The 20,306-nt window shown below is 42.9% G+C and carries 14 protein-coding genes; 3 read left to right on the plus strand and 11 right to left on the minus strand.

Translation table 11 applies throughout. The features are described 5' to 3' along the window. The first annotated feature begins 268 nt into the window (after window positions 1-268). Together NZ848_RS08205 and NZ848_RS08210 are read left to right on the plus strand one after the other, a co-directional pair. Window positions 269-2,629, plus strand: a complete 2,361-nt coding sequence (locus tag NZ848_RS08205) for a TonB-dependent receptor (protein WP_253531316.1) — start codon at window positions 269-271, stop codon at window positions 2,627-2,629. A 29-nt stretch (window positions 2,630-2,658) separates the two neighbouring features. After that, window positions 2,659-3,561 (plus strand): DUF4249 domain-containing protein, encoded by a 903-nt coding sequence (locus NZ848_RS08210; RefSeq protein ID WP_259015087.1) that lies wholly within the window; start codon window positions 2,659-2,661, stop codon window positions 3,559-3,561. A 143-nt stretch (window positions 3,562-3,704) separates the two neighbouring features. Here NZ848_RS08210 and NZ848_RS08215 read toward each other — a convergent pair whose 3' ends face one another. From NZ848_RS08215 to NZ848_RS08265, 11 genes are all read right to left on the minus strand, one after another. After that, window positions 3,705-4,268 carry a LutC/YkgG family protein gene (locus tag NZ848_RS08215; RefSeq protein ID WP_259015088.1) on the minus strand — a complete coding sequence of 188 codons (564 nt, stop codon included), beginning with the start codon at window positions 4,266-4,268 and terminating at the stop codon, window positions 3,705-3,707. Window positions 4,269-4,273: 5 nt separating this feature from the next. After that, the gene (locus tag NZ848_RS08220; protein WP_259015089.1) at window positions 4,274-5,659 is read right to left on the minus strand and encodes a lactate utilization protein B; all 1,386 of its coding nucleotides are present in this window, start codon (window positions 5,657-5,659) and stop codon (window positions 4,274-4,276) included. Further along, the gene (locus tag NZ848_RS08225; protein WP_253531305.1) at window positions 5,656-6,396 is read right to left on the minus strand and encodes a (Fe-S)-binding protein; all 741 of its coding nucleotides are present in this window, start codon (window positions 6,394-6,396) and stop codon (window positions 5,656-5,658) included. The genes NZ848_RS08220 and NZ848_RS08225 overlap by 4 nt, the downstream gene beginning before the upstream one ends. A gap of 20 nt (window positions 6,397-6,416) precedes the next feature. Next, window positions 6,417-7,283: a 3-keto-disaccharide hydrolase gene (locus NZ848_RS08230; protein WP_253531302.1), complete on the minus strand. Its 867-nt coding sequence runs from the start codon at window positions 7,281-7,283 to the stop codon at window positions 6,417-6,419. Window positions 7,284-7,398: 115 nt separating this feature from the next. Next, window positions 7,399-8,679 (minus strand): TIM barrel protein, encoded by a 1,281-nt coding sequence (locus NZ848_RS08235; RefSeq protein WP_259015090.1) that lies wholly within the window; start codon window positions 8,677-8,679, stop codon window positions 7,399-7,401. A 27-nt stretch (window positions 8,680-8,706) separates the two neighbouring features. Then, window positions 8,707-9,717, minus strand: coding sequence for a GntR family transcriptional regulator (locus NZ848_RS08240; RefSeq protein ID WP_259015091.1), 1,011 nt, complete (start codon window positions 9,715-9,717; stop codon window positions 8,707-8,709). A 48-nt stretch (window positions 9,718-9,765) separates the two neighbouring features. Beyond that, window positions 9,766-11,847: a bifunctional aldolase/short-chain dehydrogenase gene (locus tag NZ848_RS08245; protein ID WP_259015092.1), complete on the minus strand. Its 2,082-nt coding sequence runs from the start codon at window positions 11,845-11,847 to the stop codon at window positions 9,766-9,768. 216 nt (window positions 11,848-12,063) lie between these two features. Next, window positions 12,064-12,534: a LytR/AlgR family response regulator transcription factor gene (locus tag NZ848_RS08250; protein ID WP_253531291.1), complete on the minus strand. Its 471-nt coding sequence runs from the start codon at window positions 12,532-12,534 to the stop codon at window positions 12,064-12,066. A 341-nt stretch (window positions 12,535-12,875) separates the two neighbouring features. Next, complete coding sequence (locus NZ848_RS08255) at window positions 12,876-13,628, minus strand: LytR/AlgR family response regulator transcription factor (RefSeq protein ID WP_101724721.1); 753 nt, start codon at window positions 13,626-13,628, stop codon at window positions 12,876-12,878. Window positions 13,629-13,780: 152 nt separating this feature from the next. Further along, entirely contained in the window at window positions 13,781-14,962 is a 1,182-nt protein-coding gene (locus NZ848_RS08260; protein ID WP_253531288.1) for a sensor histidine kinase, read from the minus strand. Between the two features lie 208 nt (window positions 14,963-15,170). Continuing rightward, a complete protein-coding gene (locus NZ848_RS08265; protein WP_259015093.1) occupies window positions 15,171-16,934 on the minus strand; it encodes a phospho-sugar mutase in 1,764 nt (587 codons plus the stop codon). A 280-nt stretch (window positions 16,935-17,214) separates the two neighbouring features. On the opposite strand from NZ848_RS08265, the gene NZ848_RS08270 reads away from it, so the two are divergent. Continuing rightward, window positions 17,215-20,166, plus strand: coding sequence for a prolyl oligopeptidase family serine peptidase (locus tag NZ848_RS08270; RefSeq protein ID WP_259015094.1), 2,952 nt, complete (start codon window positions 17,215-17,217; stop codon window positions 20,164-20,166). Window positions 20,167-20,306 lie beyond the last annotated feature (140 nt).

Here is a 20,306-nt window from a genome sequence, read left to right on the forward strand (position 1 = left end):
GAATGTTCTACAAATGTAGAATTAAAAAATGTAAACAACAAATTTTTATAACTATTTTATTAGTTGTGGTTTTGGTTAGCCGGATATTGGCTGTTAAGTGCTTCTACGACAAAAGATTATACGTTCATCATTGAAAACTTCTGGTTTATCAATTAAAACTTTCTAAGGTGTGCCGTCGTTAATAGCTTTGCAGCCAACTTAGTTTTGTTTTATAATTTTTGCGTAAATCATTTACTACTAACGGTAATTGCTTGAAAAAATCCAATTTATGAAAAAAATACTCTTATTTGTTTTGAGTTTGTTTTATTTTGCCAACCTACATGCCCAGGAGAAATTCACTATTAGCGGCTATATAAAAGATGCCTCAAACGGCGAAGGCCTTATTGGTGTTTCAGTATATGTTCAGGAAATAAAATCTGGTACCCAAACCAATGCCTATGGTTTTTATTCTTTAACACTGCCCAAAGGAAAGTATAACATGATACTTACCTATGTGGGCTATGAAAAAATAACCAGAGCCATTGATCTGGAAACCCAGGATTTGAAACTGGATATTGAAATGAAAGATGATTCGAAAGTGCTGCAAGAGGTGGTTGTTACCACCAAAAAAGCCGACGAAAACGTTAAAAGTCTTGAGATGTCGGTCAATAAAGTGGATATCAAGACTATCCAGAAAATGCCGGCTTTACTGGGCGAGGTAGACATCATTAAAAGCATTCAATATCTGCCCGGTGTAACTTCTGTGGGCGAAGGTACCTCAGGCTTTAATGTGCGTGGCGGGGGTATTGACCAGAATCTGGTTTTGCTTGATGAGGCTCCCGTATATAACTCGTCGCACTTGTTTGGGTTCTTTTCTGTATTTAACCCTGATGCCGTAAAAGATGTTAAATTAATTAAGGGAGGGATACCTGCACAATACGGAGGCAGGGTTTCATCAATTCTTGATGTTAGAATGAAAGAGGGAAATGCCAAAAAACCGCAGTTTTCAGGCGGGATAGGCAGTATATTTTCAAGATTTACCTATGAGCGTCCGCTTTTTAAAGATAAAGGGTCATTTATAGTGGCTCTTCGCCGCTCTTATATTGATATTCTGGCCAAGCCTTTTCTGAAAGATGATTTGAAGGGTTCCCGCTTCTATTTCTACGATTTCACGGCTAAAGGTAATGTGCGGCTGAACGACAAGAACACCATTTTTCTATCTGGCTATTTTGGCAGAGATACTTTCGGGGCCGACTTTGGCTTCAACTGGGGCAATGCCACCACCAGTTTCAGGTGGAATCACATATTCAATAATAAGTTGTTCCTGAACAATACCGTATTTTACAGTAACTACGACTACTCGCTGCAGTCTGACCTGAAAAAGAAAAATACTCAGGATGCTTTCCGCTGGAAATCAAATATTATTACCTACAGTATCAAGCCTGATTTTACTTATTACCCCAATGCCAACAATACCATTACTTTCGGTGGGCAGCTGACTTATTATTCATTCAATCCGGGGCAGGCAGTAGCCATCTCAGGAGGTGTTGAAAGGGCTATTGGTCTGGACGATAAATTTGCCACCGAATCGGCGTTGTATGTGGGTAATGAACAAAAAGTCAATTCAAAAATTTCATTCCAGTACGGGCTCAGATATTCGTTATATAATTACATAGGTAAAGGCACCGCTGTTGAACTGGGGCAGGCGCCTGCCCCCGGCGAACGCCGCCCGGTGGTAAGCAGCAAAACCTATAGCCGCGGCGAATCTATACAGAAATACGGCAACTTTGAGCCCCGCTTTGCAGCTAACTTCAGTTTAGGAGAAAACAATTCAATTAAACTGAGTTATAACCGCCTGGTACAGTATCTGCACTTGCTGTCAAACACCACTGCTTCTTCGCCGCTGGACGTTTGGACACCGAGCAGCAACAATATTAAACCGCAAATTGCCGATCAGGTGGCATTGGGTTATTTTCAGAACCTGGCCGACAATATGTATGAAGCATCGGTAGAGGTATATTACAAAAAACTATATAACCAGATAGATTATGTGCGCAATGCCGACTTATTGCTGAACCCCAGTGTAGAGGCAGATTTATTATTTGGCGATGGAAGAGCCTATGGTGCCGAGTTTTATGCTAAAAAAACCAGAGGCAAATTAAACGGATGGATTAGCTATACACTGGCAAGAACAGAAAGGAAGATTCCGGGTTTAAATCAGGATGCCTGGTTCCCGAGCAGAATTGATAAATTGCATAATCTGGCCATTGTGGGTATTTATGACCTGAACAGTAGATGGTCGTTTTCAACCAATTTTACCTTCAGTACCGGTACGCCGGCCAGTTTCCCGACCAACAAGTTTGTTTGGCAAGACATAGCACTGCCGCATAACTATTACGACAGCCGCAATTCGTACCGGATTCCGGCCTCTCACCGGCTTGATATTTCGGCTACCCGCCAAAACAAACACGCTTTCTTTAAGAAAGGCACTAGCGAGTGGGTGTTCTCTGTTTATAATGTTTATAATCGTCGAAATCCGTTCTCGGTGTTTGTTCGTCAGAACGAAAACAACCAGACCCAGACAGAAGCTGTACGTTATGCCGTTTTCGGAACGGTGATTCCGGCAGTAACTTACAATTTTAAATTCTGATAAATCCGACACTGAAAATGAAAAAACCAATGAAGAAGATATTTGTAATTGTTTCTTTTGCCTTTGCATCGTTCTCGCTTTTTTCTTGCGAAGACGTAGTAAATCTTGAAGTACAGGAAGGCGTATCGCAGCTGGCAGTTGATGCCCTGGTTACTAATAAAGCCGAAATGCAGACCATAAAGCTGACGTTGTCTCAGGCATATTTTGATAACTCACCAGTTAAGCCTGCACTTGGGGCAACGGTAATTGTTTATGACCAGGATAGTGTTGCCCATGAGTTTATTGACATAAAAAACAATGGTAATTATGTTTACGATGCTTCACAAAAACCCCTGAATAAAATTGGCAAGCAATATGCTTTATATATTAAATATCAGGGAGAAGAATACGTTTCGTTATCTAAACTGAACCGTGTGCCTAAAATAGATTCGATAAACTATAAGGTAGAGCGTTTCCCGATTAAACCTGACAACGGCCCGCAGGATGGATTTCAGCCTCAGTTTTATGCCAGAGATTTTGACGGCGAAGGAGATTGCTACTGGATAAAATCGGCTAAAAACCATAAGTACTTTTCTAAGTCTACACAAATTAGTGTGTCGTACGATGGTGGTTTTAGCCCTGGTTCCAAAACAGACGGATTGCTGTTTATTTTACCTGTGCGGCAGTCGCTGGGGGGAGAGTTGTATTCTGATAAAGACACCCTGACGGTTGATATTTATTCTATTACTCAGGAGCAGTTTTATTATCTGCAGACTGTTCAGCAGGTTTCGTCTAACGGAGGGCTTTTTGCTACGCCGTTGTCTAATCTGCCAACCAATATTATTAACTATCGTTCAAACTCAACAAAAAAGGCAGTGGGTTTCTTTGGTATATCGGCGGTAAGTTCGGCTCAAGCAATAATTGATAAAACCAAAGCCAAGCCGAAAGATTAATGGTTTATACGATACTGGGTGGATGACAGTCTTCCTAACAAAACTATTGTTAGAATATCGGATGGGTTTTCTAACCTACATGATACCAAAAGAGAGAGACCCTTTGGCGAGTCTCTCTCTTTTCATATCTAAAATATTCGGTTTTAATATAAAATCACCATCATACTTCTGGCGCCATGCGCACCAATCACCAACGCCTGCTCAATATCAGCCGTTTTAGAAGGGCCAGCAATGAATGCGCCGTAATTGCCTATCGAGCCTAGCTTTTTATAGGCTTCGTGCATATTGGCCACTACGTTTTGCTTATTAAGCACAAGCACCAGATGCTGCGTTATGAATGGTAAGGCACGGTTTATCATGTTTGCCTCAGGCACCCAGATAGCCCCGTTTTCTGCCACGCCAACTTCGCCCTCTATAACGGCCAGATCAACGCGCTCTAATACCTCTTTAGTGGTATAGGCATCAATCGTTACAGAGCTGCTTACAAGCCTTGAAGCCACGTTTTTAAGGTCTGAATAATGCGTATTTATTATCTCCTGGCAGTCTGTCTTATGGCTTGCTTCTATGGCAAGGCCGCCAATGCCTGCCAAAACAGTTTTAAAGCGCTCTATGCTTCCATCGGCCTCAAAGGCAGGTATTACCGGGGCATCCGTAAATGCTGGCTTGTTGGCTTTTACACTAGCTAAAATTTTATCTCGGCTACTCATGGTCATTACTTCTTGTTTTTGCTATACCACTCCTTAAAGCTATGTTTGGGAGCATCCGGCAGCTCGCGTGCCTTAGCCCAAGGGTTAAGGCTTTCGGCGTGTGTGAGCCCATGCGGCAATACACGCAAAGCGCCTCTGGCCAGCTTACCGCCCAGGTCATAAACCTTTGGCATGGCCAGCATTTTTGCCAGGCCTTTCATTCCCCATTTTTTAGCAGTGGGTAGCTCATTTTCTTTAGCCACTACCTGGCGCCATTTATACAACTGCACGTGGATGTCTATCTTCACAGGGCACACATCAGAACAAGAGCCGCAAAGCGTGCTGGCAAAAGGCAGGGTGCTGTATTTATGTAGGTCAATATTCGGTGATAAAATGGCTCCGATAGGCCCCGGCACAGTAAAGTCATAACTATGTCCTCCACTACGACGGTAAACCGGGCAGGTGTTCATGCAGGCGCCACAGCGGATACATTTCAAGGAGTTACGGAAATCAGCGCGACCTAATTGCTGGGTCCGGCCGTTGTCTACTATTACAATGTGCATCTCTTTGCCCTGCGGAGGCGCCGTAAAATGCGATGTATAGGTGGTAACCGGCTGGCCGGTGGCACTGCGTGCCAGTAAACGGGTAAATACCGATAAATGCTCTACTTTAGGAATCAGTTTTTCCATGCCCATACAGGCAATATGTACTTTAGCCAGATTTACACCTAAATCGGCATTGCCTTCGTTTGTACAAACAACCACGCTGCCGGTTTCGGCAATAGCAAAGTTTACACCCGTAAGGGCAATATCAGCCTCTACAAATTTCTGGCGTAGGTGCTGGCGGGCAGCTTCGGTTAATGCCTGTGGGTCTTTTTCGCCTTTGGGGGTTCCCAGATGTTCGTGGAAAGTCTCACCTACATCTTCTTTTTTCAGGTGTATAGCGGGCATAACTATATGGCTGGGAGGCTCATTTCTGAACTGCACAATGCGTTCGCCCAGGTCTGTATCTACTACCTCAATTCCATTTTTTTGCAGGAAAGGATTCAAATGGCATTCTTCCGTAAGCATTGACTTACTTTTTACCATCTTTACCGGGCCTGTCTTTTCTTTTACCGCGAGCGCATTTTTTATGATGCCAAGCACGATTTCGTTATGTTCATGGGCATCGGCAGCCCAATGTACATGCACGCCATTTTTGAGTGCGTTTTCTTCAAACTCAACCAGATATTTATCCAGATTCCCAAGTGTATGGTCTTTGATTTGCGACGCCAGTTGTCGTAACTCCTGAAATTCAGGAATAGGATAGATGGCCTTGTCTCTTTTCTGACGCACAAACCAGAGGGTCTCGTCATGCCAGGAGGTTCTATTAAAATCTTTATTGAATTTTTCAGCTAATGCAGGGTGGTTCATGGTTGGCTTCCGTTCAGTATTTCTGCAATATGCATTACTTTTATAGGTATTTGCTGGCGTTTTACTATGCCTTCCAGATGCATCAGGCAAGACATATCTCCACCGGTCAGTACCTGCGTGCCGTGTCGTACGTGGTCGGCAATTCTGTCGTGTCCCATTCGGGCTGATACGGCCTCTTCCGACACACAGAAAGCACCCCCGAAACCACAACATTCGTCGTTACGTTCCAGTTGGGTAATTTCAATACCACGTAGTTTCTTAAGCAGGGTAAGAATTTGTCCGTCCCGGTTTCCGGTAATTTCAGAAGCATTGGCTTGCCTTAAACCCCTTTGGCCGTGGCAACTGAGGTGCAAACCAACCTTATGTGGAAAATCAACCGGTATTTCGTCTACTTTCAATATGTTTTCCAGAAAATCTACCAGTTCAAATACACTTTTTCTTACTTTCTGTACTGAGGTAGTCTGGTCAATAATGTCATAATGTTTCCTTACATGATACGTACAACTTCCTGAGGGCGTAACTACGTAGTCGTAGTCTGCAAAGGTGTTTACAAAATGATGATAAACTTCTTTAGAGTCCTGCTCGCATCCACTATTGGCCATGGGTTGGCCACAACAGGTTTGCTGCATGGGGTAATGCACATTTACGCCCAGTTTTTCTAATAATTGCAGAGTATTAATACCTACATTCGGATAGAACTGGTCGACATAACACGGAATAAACAGGGCTACTTTCATTGCTTCCTCACTGATGCACCTTATTTCTTGCGTTTTTTCTTATATACACAAGATTTGTTATCAGACTTTACATAATAAGATTTATAATTGCTGGCCTTAGGGTCTGTACAACCACAAAGATTTAGTATTTCTACCTTGCGGAAGTCAACCGGGTGGCTCTCGCTTTGTAGTGAGATGGTACCTTCTGCCAGTGGTTTGCCTTCAACCAGAAGGCCCGGGTTATGGCCACTCACATTTCCACCGCCTGTTTGGGTTTTGGTATATTCTAACACCTGCTCTCCGTTGATAAAATGACGAATCAACGAATCGCCCAGAACCAGAACTTCTGCACGTACCCATTGGTCGCCATCATAAGTTTTCGAAGTGGAGTTGATGCAATGGCGTTTATCGAGTTTGTCCTGATAAAAAACATTGGTACCCGGTGTGCAAAGGTTACAAGTGGTGCGGTTGCCTTTTCCTAATCCGCCTAATAGCTGAACTTCAATAGAAATCGGGAAGTCCTGGTCTTTTCCCATGGTTTCAGGAGCCTGGCCATGTATCATAATTCCACTGTTACGGGTTGCCCAGCCAGGGCCGTCTTTTGCCTGGTCACCAACGAAACGATACTCAACACCTATTCTGTAATAAGCGTATTTGTCTTTATAAAATATATGGCCGAACTTCTCGGCAAAAGAATCGTAGCCGTCATAACGAACTTTCAAAAGCCCGTCTTCCACTCTGAATGTCTTGGCAAAGTTGTCATCCAGGTCGTAGTTACGGATTTTCACATGCCAGCCGTCAAGGTTTTTTCCGTTAAAGAGTTGCTTCCATTCTTTTGGGTCAATTTGTTGCGATGAAGCCGCAAAAGAAAACAAACAAAATAAAGTTAATGTCAGGATTTTTTTCATTCTAAATAGTCGGGTGCAATTAATGAATAATGATACCATGCAAAATAACACCAAGTTTTGTAAAGAAAGACAAGACTTGGTGAGTATTTTCTATTAAAATGTTAAATGAGAAATTTTACAAACCGGTAGCTACGCTGAATTTGCCTCTTTTTGAGATTAGACCTTCGCGAATCTTACCATTTCTGAAAGTGCCAACCGGGTCGAGCGCACCACCCAACTGGCGGCTTGCTTCAGAAACCAAAGCCCTTACGTCTGTAAAGAAAGTATCTCTCAGTATTTCTTCTGCACGTAGCACATCATTGTTTTCCTGGGCGTCTGCCAGTGCCACTCTGTCTACCAGCAAGGCTTTGGCATAAGTAGCCAGAATGGCGTTGACCGATTGCAGAAGGTCTTCTATGGGGTCTTTGGTGTTATGACTGGCATCAATCATCCAGGCCAGCGGAGGATTTTTTATTGCTTCATCCTGCATACCATCTACCAGTTCATTGAAAATCAGGAAGAACTGATACGGCTTAATGCTGCCTGTGGTAAGGTCGTCATCGCCATACATGGACCCATTGAAATGAAAACCACCCAGGCGCCCGAAATGCATTAATCGGCCTACAATCTGTTCAATATTGGTATTGGGCAGGTGATGCCCCAAATCTACCAGTACCTGAGCGTTTTTACCGATTTGCTGGCAAAGCGAATAGGAGGTACCCCAGTCTGGTATTACCATTGAGTAAAAAAACGGTTCGTAAGGTTTATACTCAATCAGCATGGTCCAGTCAGCAGGCATAGCTTCATAAATAGTTGAAAGGGCACTAGCAGTGCGTTGATAAGCCCGGCGGAAATGCTGTTGCCCCGGAAAATTGGAGCCATCGGCCAGCCAGACCGTAAGTACCTTTGAGTCCAGTTGTTTACCGTATTCAATACAGGCAATATTATGTTCTATGGCCAGGCTTTGGCTGTCTGTTTTGGTGTGCGACAAAGAGCCGAATTTATAAGAATAAGGCTGGTCTTTCTGGTCTTGAAAAGTATTGGAATTAACAGAGTCGATGGTCAGGTGATGCGCCTTTAGTAGTTGTTTGATAGCCTGAGCATCAGAGGGGATATCCCAGGGTATATGTAATGATATAGAATCTGATGAGCCGTTCAGTTGATGAATAAGCCCAACATCTTCAATTTTTTCTTCCAGATTCCGGGGTTCTCCACCATTCGGAAAGCGCCCGAAGCGGGTTCCGCCTGTACCTAAAGCCCAGCTGGGGATAGCTACCTGAAAAGCCTTGATTTTATCAATGATCTCTTGTGGGTCAATACCTTTTCTGCTAAGCAGCTCTGAGATGTAGGTCAGTTTAAACTGGTGGTCTGCTGCTAGGGTTTGATTATGTTTTTGAATAATATCTGTGGTAAGCATTTTTTATAGATTTTAGGTTGAATCTGATTAAAGGCTTTGGCGTCTGATAATATAAAACGGATTTTTTACTTTAATCTGCTTTTTATCAAGGAGCAGGGCTGCGGCCGTACGCCCCATGGTTTCAAAATCGGTAGTTATTACGGTTATTTCCAACAACTCTTTCAGTGTGGTATCGTTGAACGAAACAAGGCCGATGTCCTGGCCTAGTTGATAGTTGGTCTGCCTGGTTTTCTTGATTAAGTCGGCCAGGTCGGTTTCCTCAACCACCACATAAGCCGTTTTAGGTTTGGGAATTTCGTCGATGGCATTTTCTTTAATGCTGAATTCTTTGCCGGAGTTGATACAGAAGAAACGAAAACCCTTGACAATTTCTCTGGGGTAATTACCGTCACTCGGGAAAACCAGAACCAGACGTTCATATTTGGCCAGCAAATCGTTGGCAGAGTCTAGCGCATCAAAAACATCGTTTTCGAAGTCCTGATACACACTTAATATCGGGTGTGGGTATTCCGGAAGGTCTTTGTCTAAAAATACGAGTTCATCGGCAGGTATTTTTTCAAGGGTTTTTAAAGCCAGCGCTTTGTCGGTCTCCGGAAAGAAATGCGGCATTACCACGTAATAGTTGTATTTGCCCAGGTTCTTTTCTATTATTTCTTCAAAAATGCGGGTGTTGTAATGATGTATCTGCAGGTCAACGGTGGCTTTATTGCCTAATGCTCTCAGAAAAGCATAGTAAATCAACTTTTTGTAGGAGCTCAGCTTATTAAATATCAGCAGAATACGCATCTTGCTGTGTTCTTTGCCGTTTACGTAAAAACCTTTGCCCTGCACGGCAGTTATATAGCCGAGTTCTTTTAATTCGCGGTATGCTTTTTCTACGGTGTCACGTGCCAGGTAGTATTCTTCACTTAGTTCGCTGATAGAGGGCAGCTGCTCATTTTTCTTTAAAACGGTTCGCTCAATATCCGCAATGACCGACCGTACAATCTGTTTGTACTTGGGGGTTTTATCATTGGGGTTGAGTTGTAGTTTATACATTTTTCCGAATAATTTTAAAGCATGCGGGAGCGAACCCCCGCTTTAGTATCATCTCACAAAAGCAACAGCTACCCCGCCATCTACATTCAGAATATTTCCGGTCGATTTAGCCAGGCTGCCATCTACAAAAACGCGTACGGCTTTGGCTATGTCTTCTGTCAATATCTCTTCGTTCAGAAGTGTGCGTGCTGCATACATTTTGGGCAGGTCTTCTACTTTAATACCATAAGCCTTGGCACGGCCTTCGGCCCAGTCGCCTTCCCATATTTTGCTACCGCGTAGCACGGCATCGGGGTTAACGGTGTTTACACGTATTTTATCTTTGCCCAGTTCTGCTGCCAATAAGCGGCTCATGTGCGCCTGCGCGGCTTTGGCTGTGCCATAACCTACGTTGTTTGGCCCGGCAAATAAAGCATTTTTGCTGGCAATGTTGACAATGTCTCCATCTAATGCTTGTTTGCGCATTATCTTCACAGACTCCTGCGATACAAGGAACTGGCCTTTCACCAGCACATCCTGCAAGATATTCCAGTCGGCCAATGTATGATCTTCCAACGGCTTAGAGATAGACAAACCGGCGCAGTTAACCACAATATCTACCCCGCCAAATTGTAATACACCCTGTTTAAGGGCTTCGGCAATAGGTTCTGGCTGCGTAACATCAATTTTAACTGTCAATACCACGTCTTTGCCATGCTTTTTGCGTAGTTCGGTTTGAGTTTCTTCCAGCAAATCACGGTCGGCAGCAATAATACAGGCGCCTTCCTTCAGTAGTTCTTCACAAATGGCTTTGCCAATACCCCCGGTACCACCTGTTACAAAGGCTATTTTGCCAGATAATGATTTTGGCTTGGGCATACGCTGTAATTTTGCTTCTTCCAGCAGCCAGTACTCAATGTTAAATGCCTCCTGTTCGCTAAGGCCCACGTATTCTGATATCGCCTCGGCGCCTTTCATTACATTTATGGCGTTGGTATAAAATTCAGCAGCTACGCGTGCGGTTTGCTTGTCTTTAGCAAAAGAAAACATACCAACCCCCGGATACAGAATTACTACCGGGTTGGTATCTCTTATAGCGGGGCTGTCGGCATGTTTGCAACGTTCATAATATGCGGTATAGTCGGCTCTATAGGCCTCAAACTGGGTTTCTATTGCTTCTTTGGTGGTTCCGCTTAGTACCAGCGGACGTATTTTGGTACGCAAGAAGTGGTCGGGGCAGCTTGTGCCTTTTTGTGCCAGTCTTTCGAGGTCGTTTGAGTTCACAAATTCAAGCACGCGGGCATCGTCAGTAAAATGACCCACCATGCGTCTGTAGCTTGATGCCAGCCCTCTTAGCACTGGCATAATTTCTGCCGCTGCAGTTTTTCTGTCTTCTGCTGATTTTGACTCTATTCTGGAGCCACCAAACACGGGGCGTTTTTTGCCGTAATTCTGCTCCAGATACACTGACGCCATTTCGATAACCTCAAGCGTGTTCAGGTATGACTCGTAAGATGTGTTACCCCAGGTAAACAAGCCATGCCCACCAAGAATGACACCTCTCAGGTTCGGATTGCTTTTAACTGTTTCTTCAAGCTGAAGGCCTAAATCAAAGCCAGGGCGTTGCCAGGGCAGCCAGGCTATGGTATCGCCCCATATTTCTTTCATAATCTGCTCACCGTCTTTGCTGGCCGCAATGGCTATCAGGGCATCGGGGTGCAGGTGGTCTATATGTTTAAATGGCAGCAGGCCGTGCAGCGGGGTATCTATAGAGGGGGCGGCACATTTGGGGTCAAAAAGGCAGTGGTCAAACAAGCCCACCATTTCGTCTTCAAACGCCAGGCCTCTGTAACGTTTTTTCAGAGTGTGCAGGCGGTCAACATACAAATTGGCACAGCCTTTTCTGGTAAGGGTGCCTATGTCTCCGCCCGAACCTTTCACCCACATTACTTCTACTGGCTCACCTGAAAGCGGGTCGGCTTCGGTTATTTTGCAGGAAGTGTTGCCACCGGCATAATTGGTCAGGCGTAGGTCGGCTCCGAGCAGGTTTGAACGATAGATGAAGAGGTCAACTTCATTATTGGCTAATTCGGAGGCTTTGTTGTGGTCCCACAGGTAGCTAACATGGTTGAATGTCAGGGTATTTTCCATGCTTTTATTTCAAATTTTGTTGCAGTAAATCTTATAATTTACCGGCAAACTTCGGTAATTTTTTGAAGATATCTTCATGTACTCTCCTGCAAGCCTGTTTTTTAAAGAAAAGTTTTACAACGGTGTTACCTATAGTACAAAAAAATAAGGCGCCAGATTAGCCAGCACCCTATTATCGTAACCCAAAAAGTAAAAAATATTCTTTATGATGTCTCACTATGACATCCTGATAGTCGTCTTTAATTTGATGGTTGAAGAAACATTTTGCCCTGTTGTTCTCAGATATTTCCGGTATTTTCGCCGGAAATCAGCAGCTTTTCTTCTTGAAATAACAATTTTTTCGTCCTGAATCAATACTTCCCCACCACGACAATTAAAGTATAGGTCTTTAACGTGTTCAAGGTTAATAATGTAAGAACGGTGTAATCTGACAAAGTTGACAATCTCATTCAATTCTTCTTCAAAAATTCGCAGAGTTTTTGAACTTATGATTTCTCTACCATCAGCCAGTTTAAATATCGTATAATTCTTAGCACTTTTCAGATACAAAATATCGCTGAGATTAACCATGTTGCGTTTTCCTGCAACTCTCATGGATAAATTTTCTACGGCAGTTTGGCTTTCCATCTGTTGGACTACCTTAAACCCTTCAGTACTGAACGGTGTCTTGTAAATCAGCTTACTCATTCTTCACGGAAAGCTTAAAATTAAAAATATAAGGCAATTTAAACCGGGGCTGAAACTGGTACAACAACGATTCGGTAAATGGCAGAAAAGAATAGATAAGTGGCGTGAATGATATTGTGTCTTGCTTTTATACAATTTTGTGTTTTTGGGGGTATCTGGCGGCACAAAAAAACAGGTCTGATTAAGATATTTTTATATAAAAGTTGAGGTTTCTTGCAAATTTATATCCACTTAATCAAATACCAAACTGGTAATACCGGTTCAGGGAATTGCTTAGCAAGCCGTTTGGTGGTTTTTCGGATAAAAAAATATAATACCGGGCAGTTTCGGTGTCAGCTTCATTATATATTGCTTAGCCACTCCAGGAACTCAGCTTTACGCCTGCGTGATACCGGCAGTTCGGTTCCCTGATCAGTAGTAATGGTGCCGCCTTCTCCTTTTGTATAGCGTTTGATGTAATCGCGGTTAACTAGGAAAGAATGATGGATACGGAAGAAATCATAATTTGCCAGCAAATCTTCAAAATCCTTAATACTTTTTGAGACCGTAATTTTCTGATTATCGTTCAGGTATATATGTGTATAGTCTTCGTCGGCTTCGCAATAAATAATACTATTGACAGGCACGAACTGAAAGCCATTCAGTATTGGTAAAGGAATTTTATTGGTTTTGTCGCGGGGGTTTCTAAGATTCTGGATCAGATGATTAAAGTTCTGCTGGCTGTTTCTTTTCTCTATCCGTTCTTTTGCTTTGGCTATTGCCTGCTTTAGCTCTTCAATATTAATTGGTTTTAGTAAGTAGTCTAAGGCGCTGAATTTAATGGCGGTAACAGCGTAGTGGTCAAACCCGGTTGTAAAAATTACTTCAAACTTGGGGTTACTGAATTTTTCAAGCAAATCAAAACCACTGCCATGCGGCATCTCTACATCTAAAAAAACTATATCGGGTGATTTTTCCTGAATAAGCTGATACGCCTCTTGTATTGAGTTGGCAGTACCTATTACTTCAACTTCTGTAGAACAGAAAAGATAAATGATACTGCTTAGGGTTTCAACACTTCGGTTTTCGTCATCAACAATGATAGCCTTATACATAAAAAGATATGTTTTTTAATTTGCTTTCTGCCAGATAAACCAGCAAAGTAAGTGGACTCATTTTGAAAGCCACAAAAATAATTAAAGATACTAAGTTTTAAAGCATTGGTTACCGATTACTTATCAGGGCCGTTAAGATAAATTAACCGAATCTAGTGGAATTCAGGGAATTTAATCTCAATAGTCGTGCCAATGTCTACCCCGGGTTCATAGGGGGGCTTCAGACGGTCTTCAACCATAAAATGAATATCGGCATCAGCAATTAAATTAAAAGTATGCAAACGTTCTTCGGTTATTTTTAGGCCCTGCGATTTATAACCTTTCCTTGATTTCGACTGAATCTGTTTGGCTTTATCACGCCCTACGCCATCATCTTCTATTCGGCAAACCAGGTACTTGCCCTGGTTATAAAAACTCATATACAGGTTACCTTTGCCCTCTTTATACCGGAGTCCATGGTTGATAGCATTTTCAATAAATGGTTGCAGAATCATGGTTGGTATTTCAACGAATCTGTCTATATCAGGCGCCACGTGTAAATGAAACTCAAACTTGTTTTCAAATCGCATCATTTCAATTTCAACATACAGGCTCAAAAGCTTTATTTCGTCGGCAAGTGTAATGTACTTACTACGAGACGAGTCGAGGAAAAGCCTGATAAGATTTGCAAATTTCGATAAATAATTGTTCGCCGAGATGGTGTCACGGTTTAATATGAAGCTTTGCACAGCATTCAGAGCATTAAATACAAAATGCGGGTTCATCTGCAACTGAAGCGTTCTGAGCTCTAACTCAGTTACCTGCCGGTGATGCCGCTGCTCTTCGTCAGACCAGAACTTCAGGAAGCGTTCCCGGCCATAAAAAAGACCAAAAAGTGTAATAAAGCAAACACCCCAGAACCACCACGAACGCCACCACGGATACTCAATCTTAAATTCTATTACGGCTGGCAGGCTTTCTACCTTGTTGGTGTCAATGGCTTTTACCTCAAAATGATAGGCAGCCGGTTTCAGGCTGTCAACTTTTGCTGAATTACCTTTGGCTATTGACCAGTCAGTAGACTTGGGTCCTTCAAAGCTGTCTTCAACAATGCGATATTTAAAAATTAACGAATCACGTGCAGGAGGCGTTACAGCAAAAGTAAATTGCAGCACATTGTGGTCGTAATCAACAACATAACTCTTATTTAACGAAACCTCTCTGCCTGCTATTTCAACATGGGTAATTTTTGCTTTAAAATTATTATTATTTTTCGACGCCCCTGCTTGTTGACTGTAAACCGAATAACTCACAAAAAAACATAAAAAAACTATTTTTAAGGGGAGCTTTAGCATTGTAAAAATAGGTGTTTTGGAACAAAGTAACCTGATGATGTAAAAATACGGGTTATAACGTTAATCTAAAAACAGGAGCCGTTTTTTGTTAAAAACAATGCAAATGTGGTGCCAGAAGAGCAGATGCAGCAGATTTATGAAGAAAAAAAGAGGCAAAATGCAAAAAAAGTGTGTCTGGCTTCAAAGCAAGGCCAGACACACCTATTGACTATACAAGATTCAGTTCTGTCTGAATTGATTTTACTTTTTCTTTAAGTGCAACAAGGGTGGCATCAAACTCATCTTTTTTCTTAAGATTTGCTCTTACGCCAATGTAGAACTTGATTTTCGGTTCAGTACCCGACGGGCGGCAGGTAAACTTGGTGCCGTCAACAGTAAAGAACTGTAATACATTAGACGCCTCAATGCCCAGCTTGCCAGCTGCTATAGCGGTGGTTTCGCCGGTTTTCAGGTCTGTTGATGTAAGGGCTTTGTAGTCGTCCATCCGTATAACCTTTGAGCCCGCAATGCTCTTAGGAGGGTTGGTTCTGAAATCAACCATCATCTGCTGAATTTCTTCAGCACCGGTTTTACCTTTTTTGGTAAGAGAAATCAGTCCTTCATAATAGAAACCGTTTTTCTGATACATTTCAGCCAGGAAGTCGAACAAGCTAATGCCCTGGTCTTTGGCAAATGCTGTCAGCTCGGCAATCATAGCACAACTGGCTATGGCATCCTTGTCGCGTACTTTGTCGCCAATCAGGTAGCCGTAGCTTTCTTCACCACCACCAATGAACGTCTGTTCACCTTCCAGCTCACGTATAACCTGTGCAATATATTTAAAACCAGTAAGGGTATTATAGCAGTTTACACCTGCTTTAGCTGCCATTTCGTCTATCAAATCAGTAGTTACAATGGTTTTGGCAACAAACTCTTTACCGGTTAGTTTTTTAGCTTTTTTCCAGGCTTTCAGCAAATAATAAATAATTAAGCTGGCTGCCTGATTACCGTTTAACAGTTGCCATTCGCCTTTCGGGTCTTTCACGGCCATACCTACGCGGTCGGCGTCAGGGTCGGTTGCTATTACAAGGTCGGCATTCAGCGCTTTGGCTTTTTGCAGCGCCAGGTTCATGGCCTCATGCTCTTCGGGGTTCGGATACACCACCGTCGGAAAGTTTCCGTCTGGTGTAGCCTGCTCTTCAACAATGTTAACGTTCGTGAAACCCAGTTGGGCCAGCGCTTTAGGTACCATAGTGATACCTGTACCGTGGATAGAAGAGAAAACGATGTTCAGGTCTGACTGGCGTTTAATCATGCGCGGATTCACGCAAATGCTTTTTACGGCTTTCAGATAGGCTTTGTCAACCGCTTCGCCTATCATTTTTATACGTTTCTTTACACCTTTAAATTTGATGTCTTTTACGTTGGTAATGGCGTTTACTTCGGCTACAATGTTTTTATCGTGCGGCGACACCACCTGCGAGCCATCAACCCAGTACACTTTATAACCGTTGTATTCTCTTGGGTTGTGTGAGGCCGTAATCACAATGCCACTCTGGCAACCCAGATGCCGTACCGTAAACGATAACTGTGGCGTAGGGCGTAATTCTTTATATAAATAAACCGTAATACCGTTGGCAGATAGGATATCGGCAGCCACACGCGCAAACTCAGGCGAGAAGTTGCGGCTGTCATGCGCAATAGCCACTTTTATTTCCTGATCCGGAAAAGTCTTGTTAAGATAGTTAGCCAATCCCTGCGTGGCAGCTCCAACAGTGTATTTGTTCATGCGGTTAGAGCCAACACCAATTTCACCGCGCATTCCACCTGTTCCAAACTCCAGATTCTTGTAGAAAGAGTCGGTTAGTTGGTTTGCGTTGTTGTCGTCAATAAGTTTCTGAATAGCAGTTTTGGTTTCTTCATCATACCTGCCTTTAAGCCAGGTATTGATATTCTTCTCAGCTGTTGTATCTAATGTAAGATTTTTTAGCATGACTAGTCCGGATGATTTTAAATTTAAAAGTTTTGGGCAAATTAAAACAAGATTTTTATGTTTTTCAAAAATGATTCAGTTTTTGCCAATAATTATTTAAATGTAAATAAAAAAAGGCATAAAAGCCTGTTTTTATGGCACTTTAGCAGGAAAACAGAGCTACCTGAAACGCTCAAAAAAAGTTGAAAACTATATATAATACCGGTTAGTCTATCGGTTTTTCTGATTTTCAAATCTTTTATCTATTTTTAGCAAAATCTTCATTCATACCATAAAAACAATGAAAAAGTACTTTATCTTTAGCTTGTTGCTATGCTCATTGGTTGGGCTGGCGCAAGACAAACCTAAACCACCACTTACCTGGAAAGACGTAGCCAACTGGAAAGCTATCCCTGCATTTGGAGGAACCCAATTATCGCCTGATGGCAGCTGGTTTGCCTATGTGTTGAACCCCAACGAGGGCGATGCCGAACTGGTAGTCAGAAAAACGAGCGACACCACTAAAATCAAGTACCCGCTTGGGGCAGGTACCTTTTTTAACATGAGTTTCTCTGACGACTCAAAATGGCTTGCCTTTAAGGTGTACCCAAAAGACAAAGACAAAAAAGCTGCAGCCAAGGCTCCGGCAGCCAAGCCCTTGCCCGATAAAGTATTTCTGATAAATCTGGCCAGTAAAAAGAAAACAGAGTTTGACAGAGTACGTAGTTTTGACTTTAATGGTGAGCAGTCGTCAGTACTGGCTTTGCATCTGACGCCCGCCACGCCTCCGGGCCCTCCGGGTGCTGATGCCGCCAAAGGGTCAGATTTATTGCTTTATGACCTGGCTTCCGGCAAAACCCAGAACATCGGTAATATTGCCGATTACGCATTTAATAAAAAAGGAGACTGGCTGGCGCTGACAGTAGATGCCGCCGAAAAAGCGGGCAATGGCCTTTGGCTACGCAATATGACCAGCAACGTGGTAATGATTCTTGACAATGACAAGGCCAGCTATAAATCGCTGAGCTGGACAGAGAAAGGAGATGGGCTGGCACTTCTGAAAGGCATAAAAGATGAGAAATTTAAAAACGACCTGTACAGCGTATTAGGCGTGAAAAACTTTAGCGGAGTGCCTGAACTGGTAACTTACGAGCCTAAAAAAGATACGGTGGCTTTTCCGAAAGGTATGACTATCAGCGGTAACAGAACGCCGTATTGGTCGGAAGATCTGGGCAGATTATACTTTGGTATTGCCAAAACCGAGCCCGCCAAGAAAGAAACACCAAAAGCCGAAACTAAAAAAGACACGGTAAAAAAAGAGAGTGATGCTGAAAAACTGGCTAAAATAAAAGCCGATACAAGCATTAAGACCATTGAAGATTTGGCCAAGGCCATCAGCAAAGTAAAAGCAGATACTACCAGAAAAGTTGCCGCCGCACCAGCTGATGCCAATAAAGAAAAGCCCGATATGACTATCTGGCACTGGCAGGATAAACGCTTGCAGTCTCGCCAGCAGGTGCTTGAGAATCAGGATAAAAACTTCAGCTTTATTGCCAATTATGATATTGCCGCCAAAAAGTTTTTAAGACTGACTGACAGTAGCCTTAAGAGCCTGAATGTGGCGCCCAAGCAACTGTATGGCGTAGGGAATGATATAACCAATTATGAGCTTGATAATAATCTGGACGGCCAAAATTATGCAGATATTTATGTGGTAGACCTTGGCACCGGTAAACGCACTAAAGTATTAGAAAAGCACTATATGCCCAACTTTTATGCAAGCCCGATAGCATCGCCGGATGGTAAAAAGTTCTTGTTCTGGAAAGACGGCAGCTGGATGGTTTATAATATGGAATCCCAGGCTTCTCTCAATATTTCAAGCAAGGCAGGCACTTCTTTTGTAGATATTGAAGACGACCATAACGTACGTAAACCGCCTTATGATGTTTTTGGCTGGACTAACGACAGCCGCTTTGTACTCGTGGGTGATGGTTGGGATATCTGGAAATTATCTGTCGATGGCTCAGCAACTCCACAAAACCTGACCAAAAATGGTAAAGCAGAGCAGATTCGTTATCAGAACAGATATGTACTAGACCCTGAAGAAAAAGGTATTGATCTTGCAAAAACGCAATACATCAGAACATACGGAGAATGGACCAAGAAAAGCGGATTTGTTGCGCTTGAAAACGGACAATTAAAAACCCTTTTGTGGGAAGATACCTCTGTAGGTAGCCTTACCAAAGCTAAAAAAGCAAACGCTTATGTGTTTACGCGCCAGACCTTCAAGGCCTCGCCTGAATACTACCTTTCTACCACGGCTGGCTTAGAAAATGCACAACAGCTTAGCCAGAACACCCCATTGCTGAATAATTATGCGTGGTCTCCTTCCGTAAGGCTGATTGATTACAAAAGCGATAAGGGCGATAAACTTCAAGGTGCTTTATTCTTACCGGCAGGCTATGAAGCAGGTAAAAAATACCCTACTATTATTTATTATTACGAAAAGTTATCTCAAACCCTTAACAGCTTTGCTAATCCGTTATATCCGGGTGGGGGCTGGAACCCAAGTGTATATACTTCAAACGGTTATGCTGTATTTATTCCGGATATTGTTTATAAACTAAACGACCCGGGTATGTCGGCAGTATGGTGTGTGTTACCGGGCGTAAAGGCAGCTATCAAAACCGGAATCATTGATGAAACCAAAATGGGTATTCACGGACATAGCTGGGGTGGTTACCAAACCAGTTTCTTAATTACCCAGACCAATATGTTCAAAGCTGCTGCCGCAGGTGCACCTTTAACGGATATGATTTCGATGTATAACCTGATTTACAAAAACTCGGGTTCATCTAACGGCGCTATTTTTGAAGCCTCACAAGGCCGCTTACTACCACCCTGGGAAAACTGGGAGGCTTACAACCGCAACTCGCCATTGTATCATGTAAAGAAAGTAAATACGCCATTGTTGTTATTACACAACGATGCCGACGGAGCCGTTGACTTTACACAGGGTATTGAATATTACAACGCGTTGCGTCGTTTGAAAAAACCTGTGGTATTGATACAATACAAAGGCGAAAACCACGGATTGGCTAAGTTATCTAACCGCAAAGATTACGCTGTGCGTATGATGGAGTTCTTCGACTACCACCTGAAAGGTAAACCTGCCGCGGATTGGCTAGAAAAAGGTATCGACCGCCTAAGGTTGGACGATCACCTTGAAAAGCGAGCCATGAGCGCAGAGTAAGAGGAATCTGTTAAACGCAAAAGAGGCTGTCCAAAAAGGGGCAGCTTCTTTTTTTAGTTTAGATCGAAAGGATTCGGGTTTTACTAAGCGGCGTAGCGATATTTTATCTGGTAAGATTCAAAAAGTACATAAATAGTCCT

This window comes from Emticicia fluvialis, assembly GCF_024793945.1.
In the GTDB taxonomy this organism is placed as follows: Bacteria; Bacteroidota; Bacteroidia; order Cytophagales; family Spirosomataceae; genus Emticicia; species Emticicia fluvialis.

What these genes read in the sequence shown, in the direction of transcription:
- NZ848_RS08240 (WP_259015091.1), bottom strand. Translation starts at nt 9,717, where the DNA reads ATGTATAAACTACAACTCAACCCCAATGATAAAACCCCCAAGTACAAA.
- NZ848_RS08230 (WP_253531302.1), bottom strand. Translation starts at nt 7,283, where the DNA reads ATGAAAAAAATCCTGACATTAACTTTATTTTGTTTGTTTTCTTTTGCG.
- NZ848_RS08255 (WP_101724721.1), bottom strand. Translation starts at nt 13,628, where the DNA reads ATGTATAAGGCTATCATTGTTGATGACGAAAACCGAAGTGTTGAAACC.
- NZ848_RS08235 (WP_259015090.1), bottom strand. Translation starts at nt 8,679, where the DNA reads ATGCTTACCACAGATATTATTCAAAAACATAATCAAACCCTAGCAGCA.
- NZ848_RS08250 (WP_253531291.1), bottom strand. Translation starts at nt 12,534, where the DNA reads ATGAGTAAGCTGATTTACAAGACACCGTTCAGTACTGAAGGGTTTAAG.
- NZ848_RS08245 (WP_259015092.1), bottom strand. Translation starts at nt 11,847, where the DNA reads ATGGAAAATACCCTGACATTCAACCATGTTAGCTACCTGTGGGACCAC.
- NZ848_RS08210 (WP_259015087.1), top strand. Translation starts at nt 2,659, where the DNA reads ATGAAGAAGATATTTGTAATTGTTTCTTTTGCCTTTGCATCGTTCTCG.
- NZ848_RS08265 (WP_259015093.1), bottom strand. Translation starts at nt 16,934, where the DNA reads ATGCTAAAAAATCTTACATTAGATACAACAGCTGAGAAGAATATCAAT.
- NZ848_RS08270 (WP_259015094.1), top strand. Translation starts at nt 17,215, where the DNA reads ATGAAAAAGTACTTTATCTTTAGCTTGTTGCTATGCTCATTGGTTGGG.
- NZ848_RS08220 (WP_259015089.1), bottom strand. Translation starts at nt 5,659, where the DNA reads ATGAACCACCCTGCATTAGCTGAAAAATTCAATAAAGATTTTAATAGA.
- NZ848_RS08205 (WP_253531316.1), top strand. Translation starts at nt 269, where the DNA reads ATGAAAAAAATACTCTTATTTGTTTTGAGTTTGTTTTATTTTGCCAAC.
- NZ848_RS08225 (WP_253531305.1), bottom strand. Translation starts at nt 6,396, where the DNA reads ATGAAAGTAGCCCTGTTTATTCCGTGTTATGTCGACCAGTTCTATCCG.
- NZ848_RS08260 (WP_253531288.1), bottom strand. Translation starts at nt 14,962, where the DNA reads ATGCTAAAGCTCCCCTTAAAAATAGTTTTTTTATGTTTTTTTGTGAGT.
- NZ848_RS08215 (WP_259015088.1), bottom strand. Translation starts at nt 4,268, where the DNA reads ATGAGTAGCCGAGATAAAATTTTAGCTAGTGTAAAAGCCAACAAGCCA.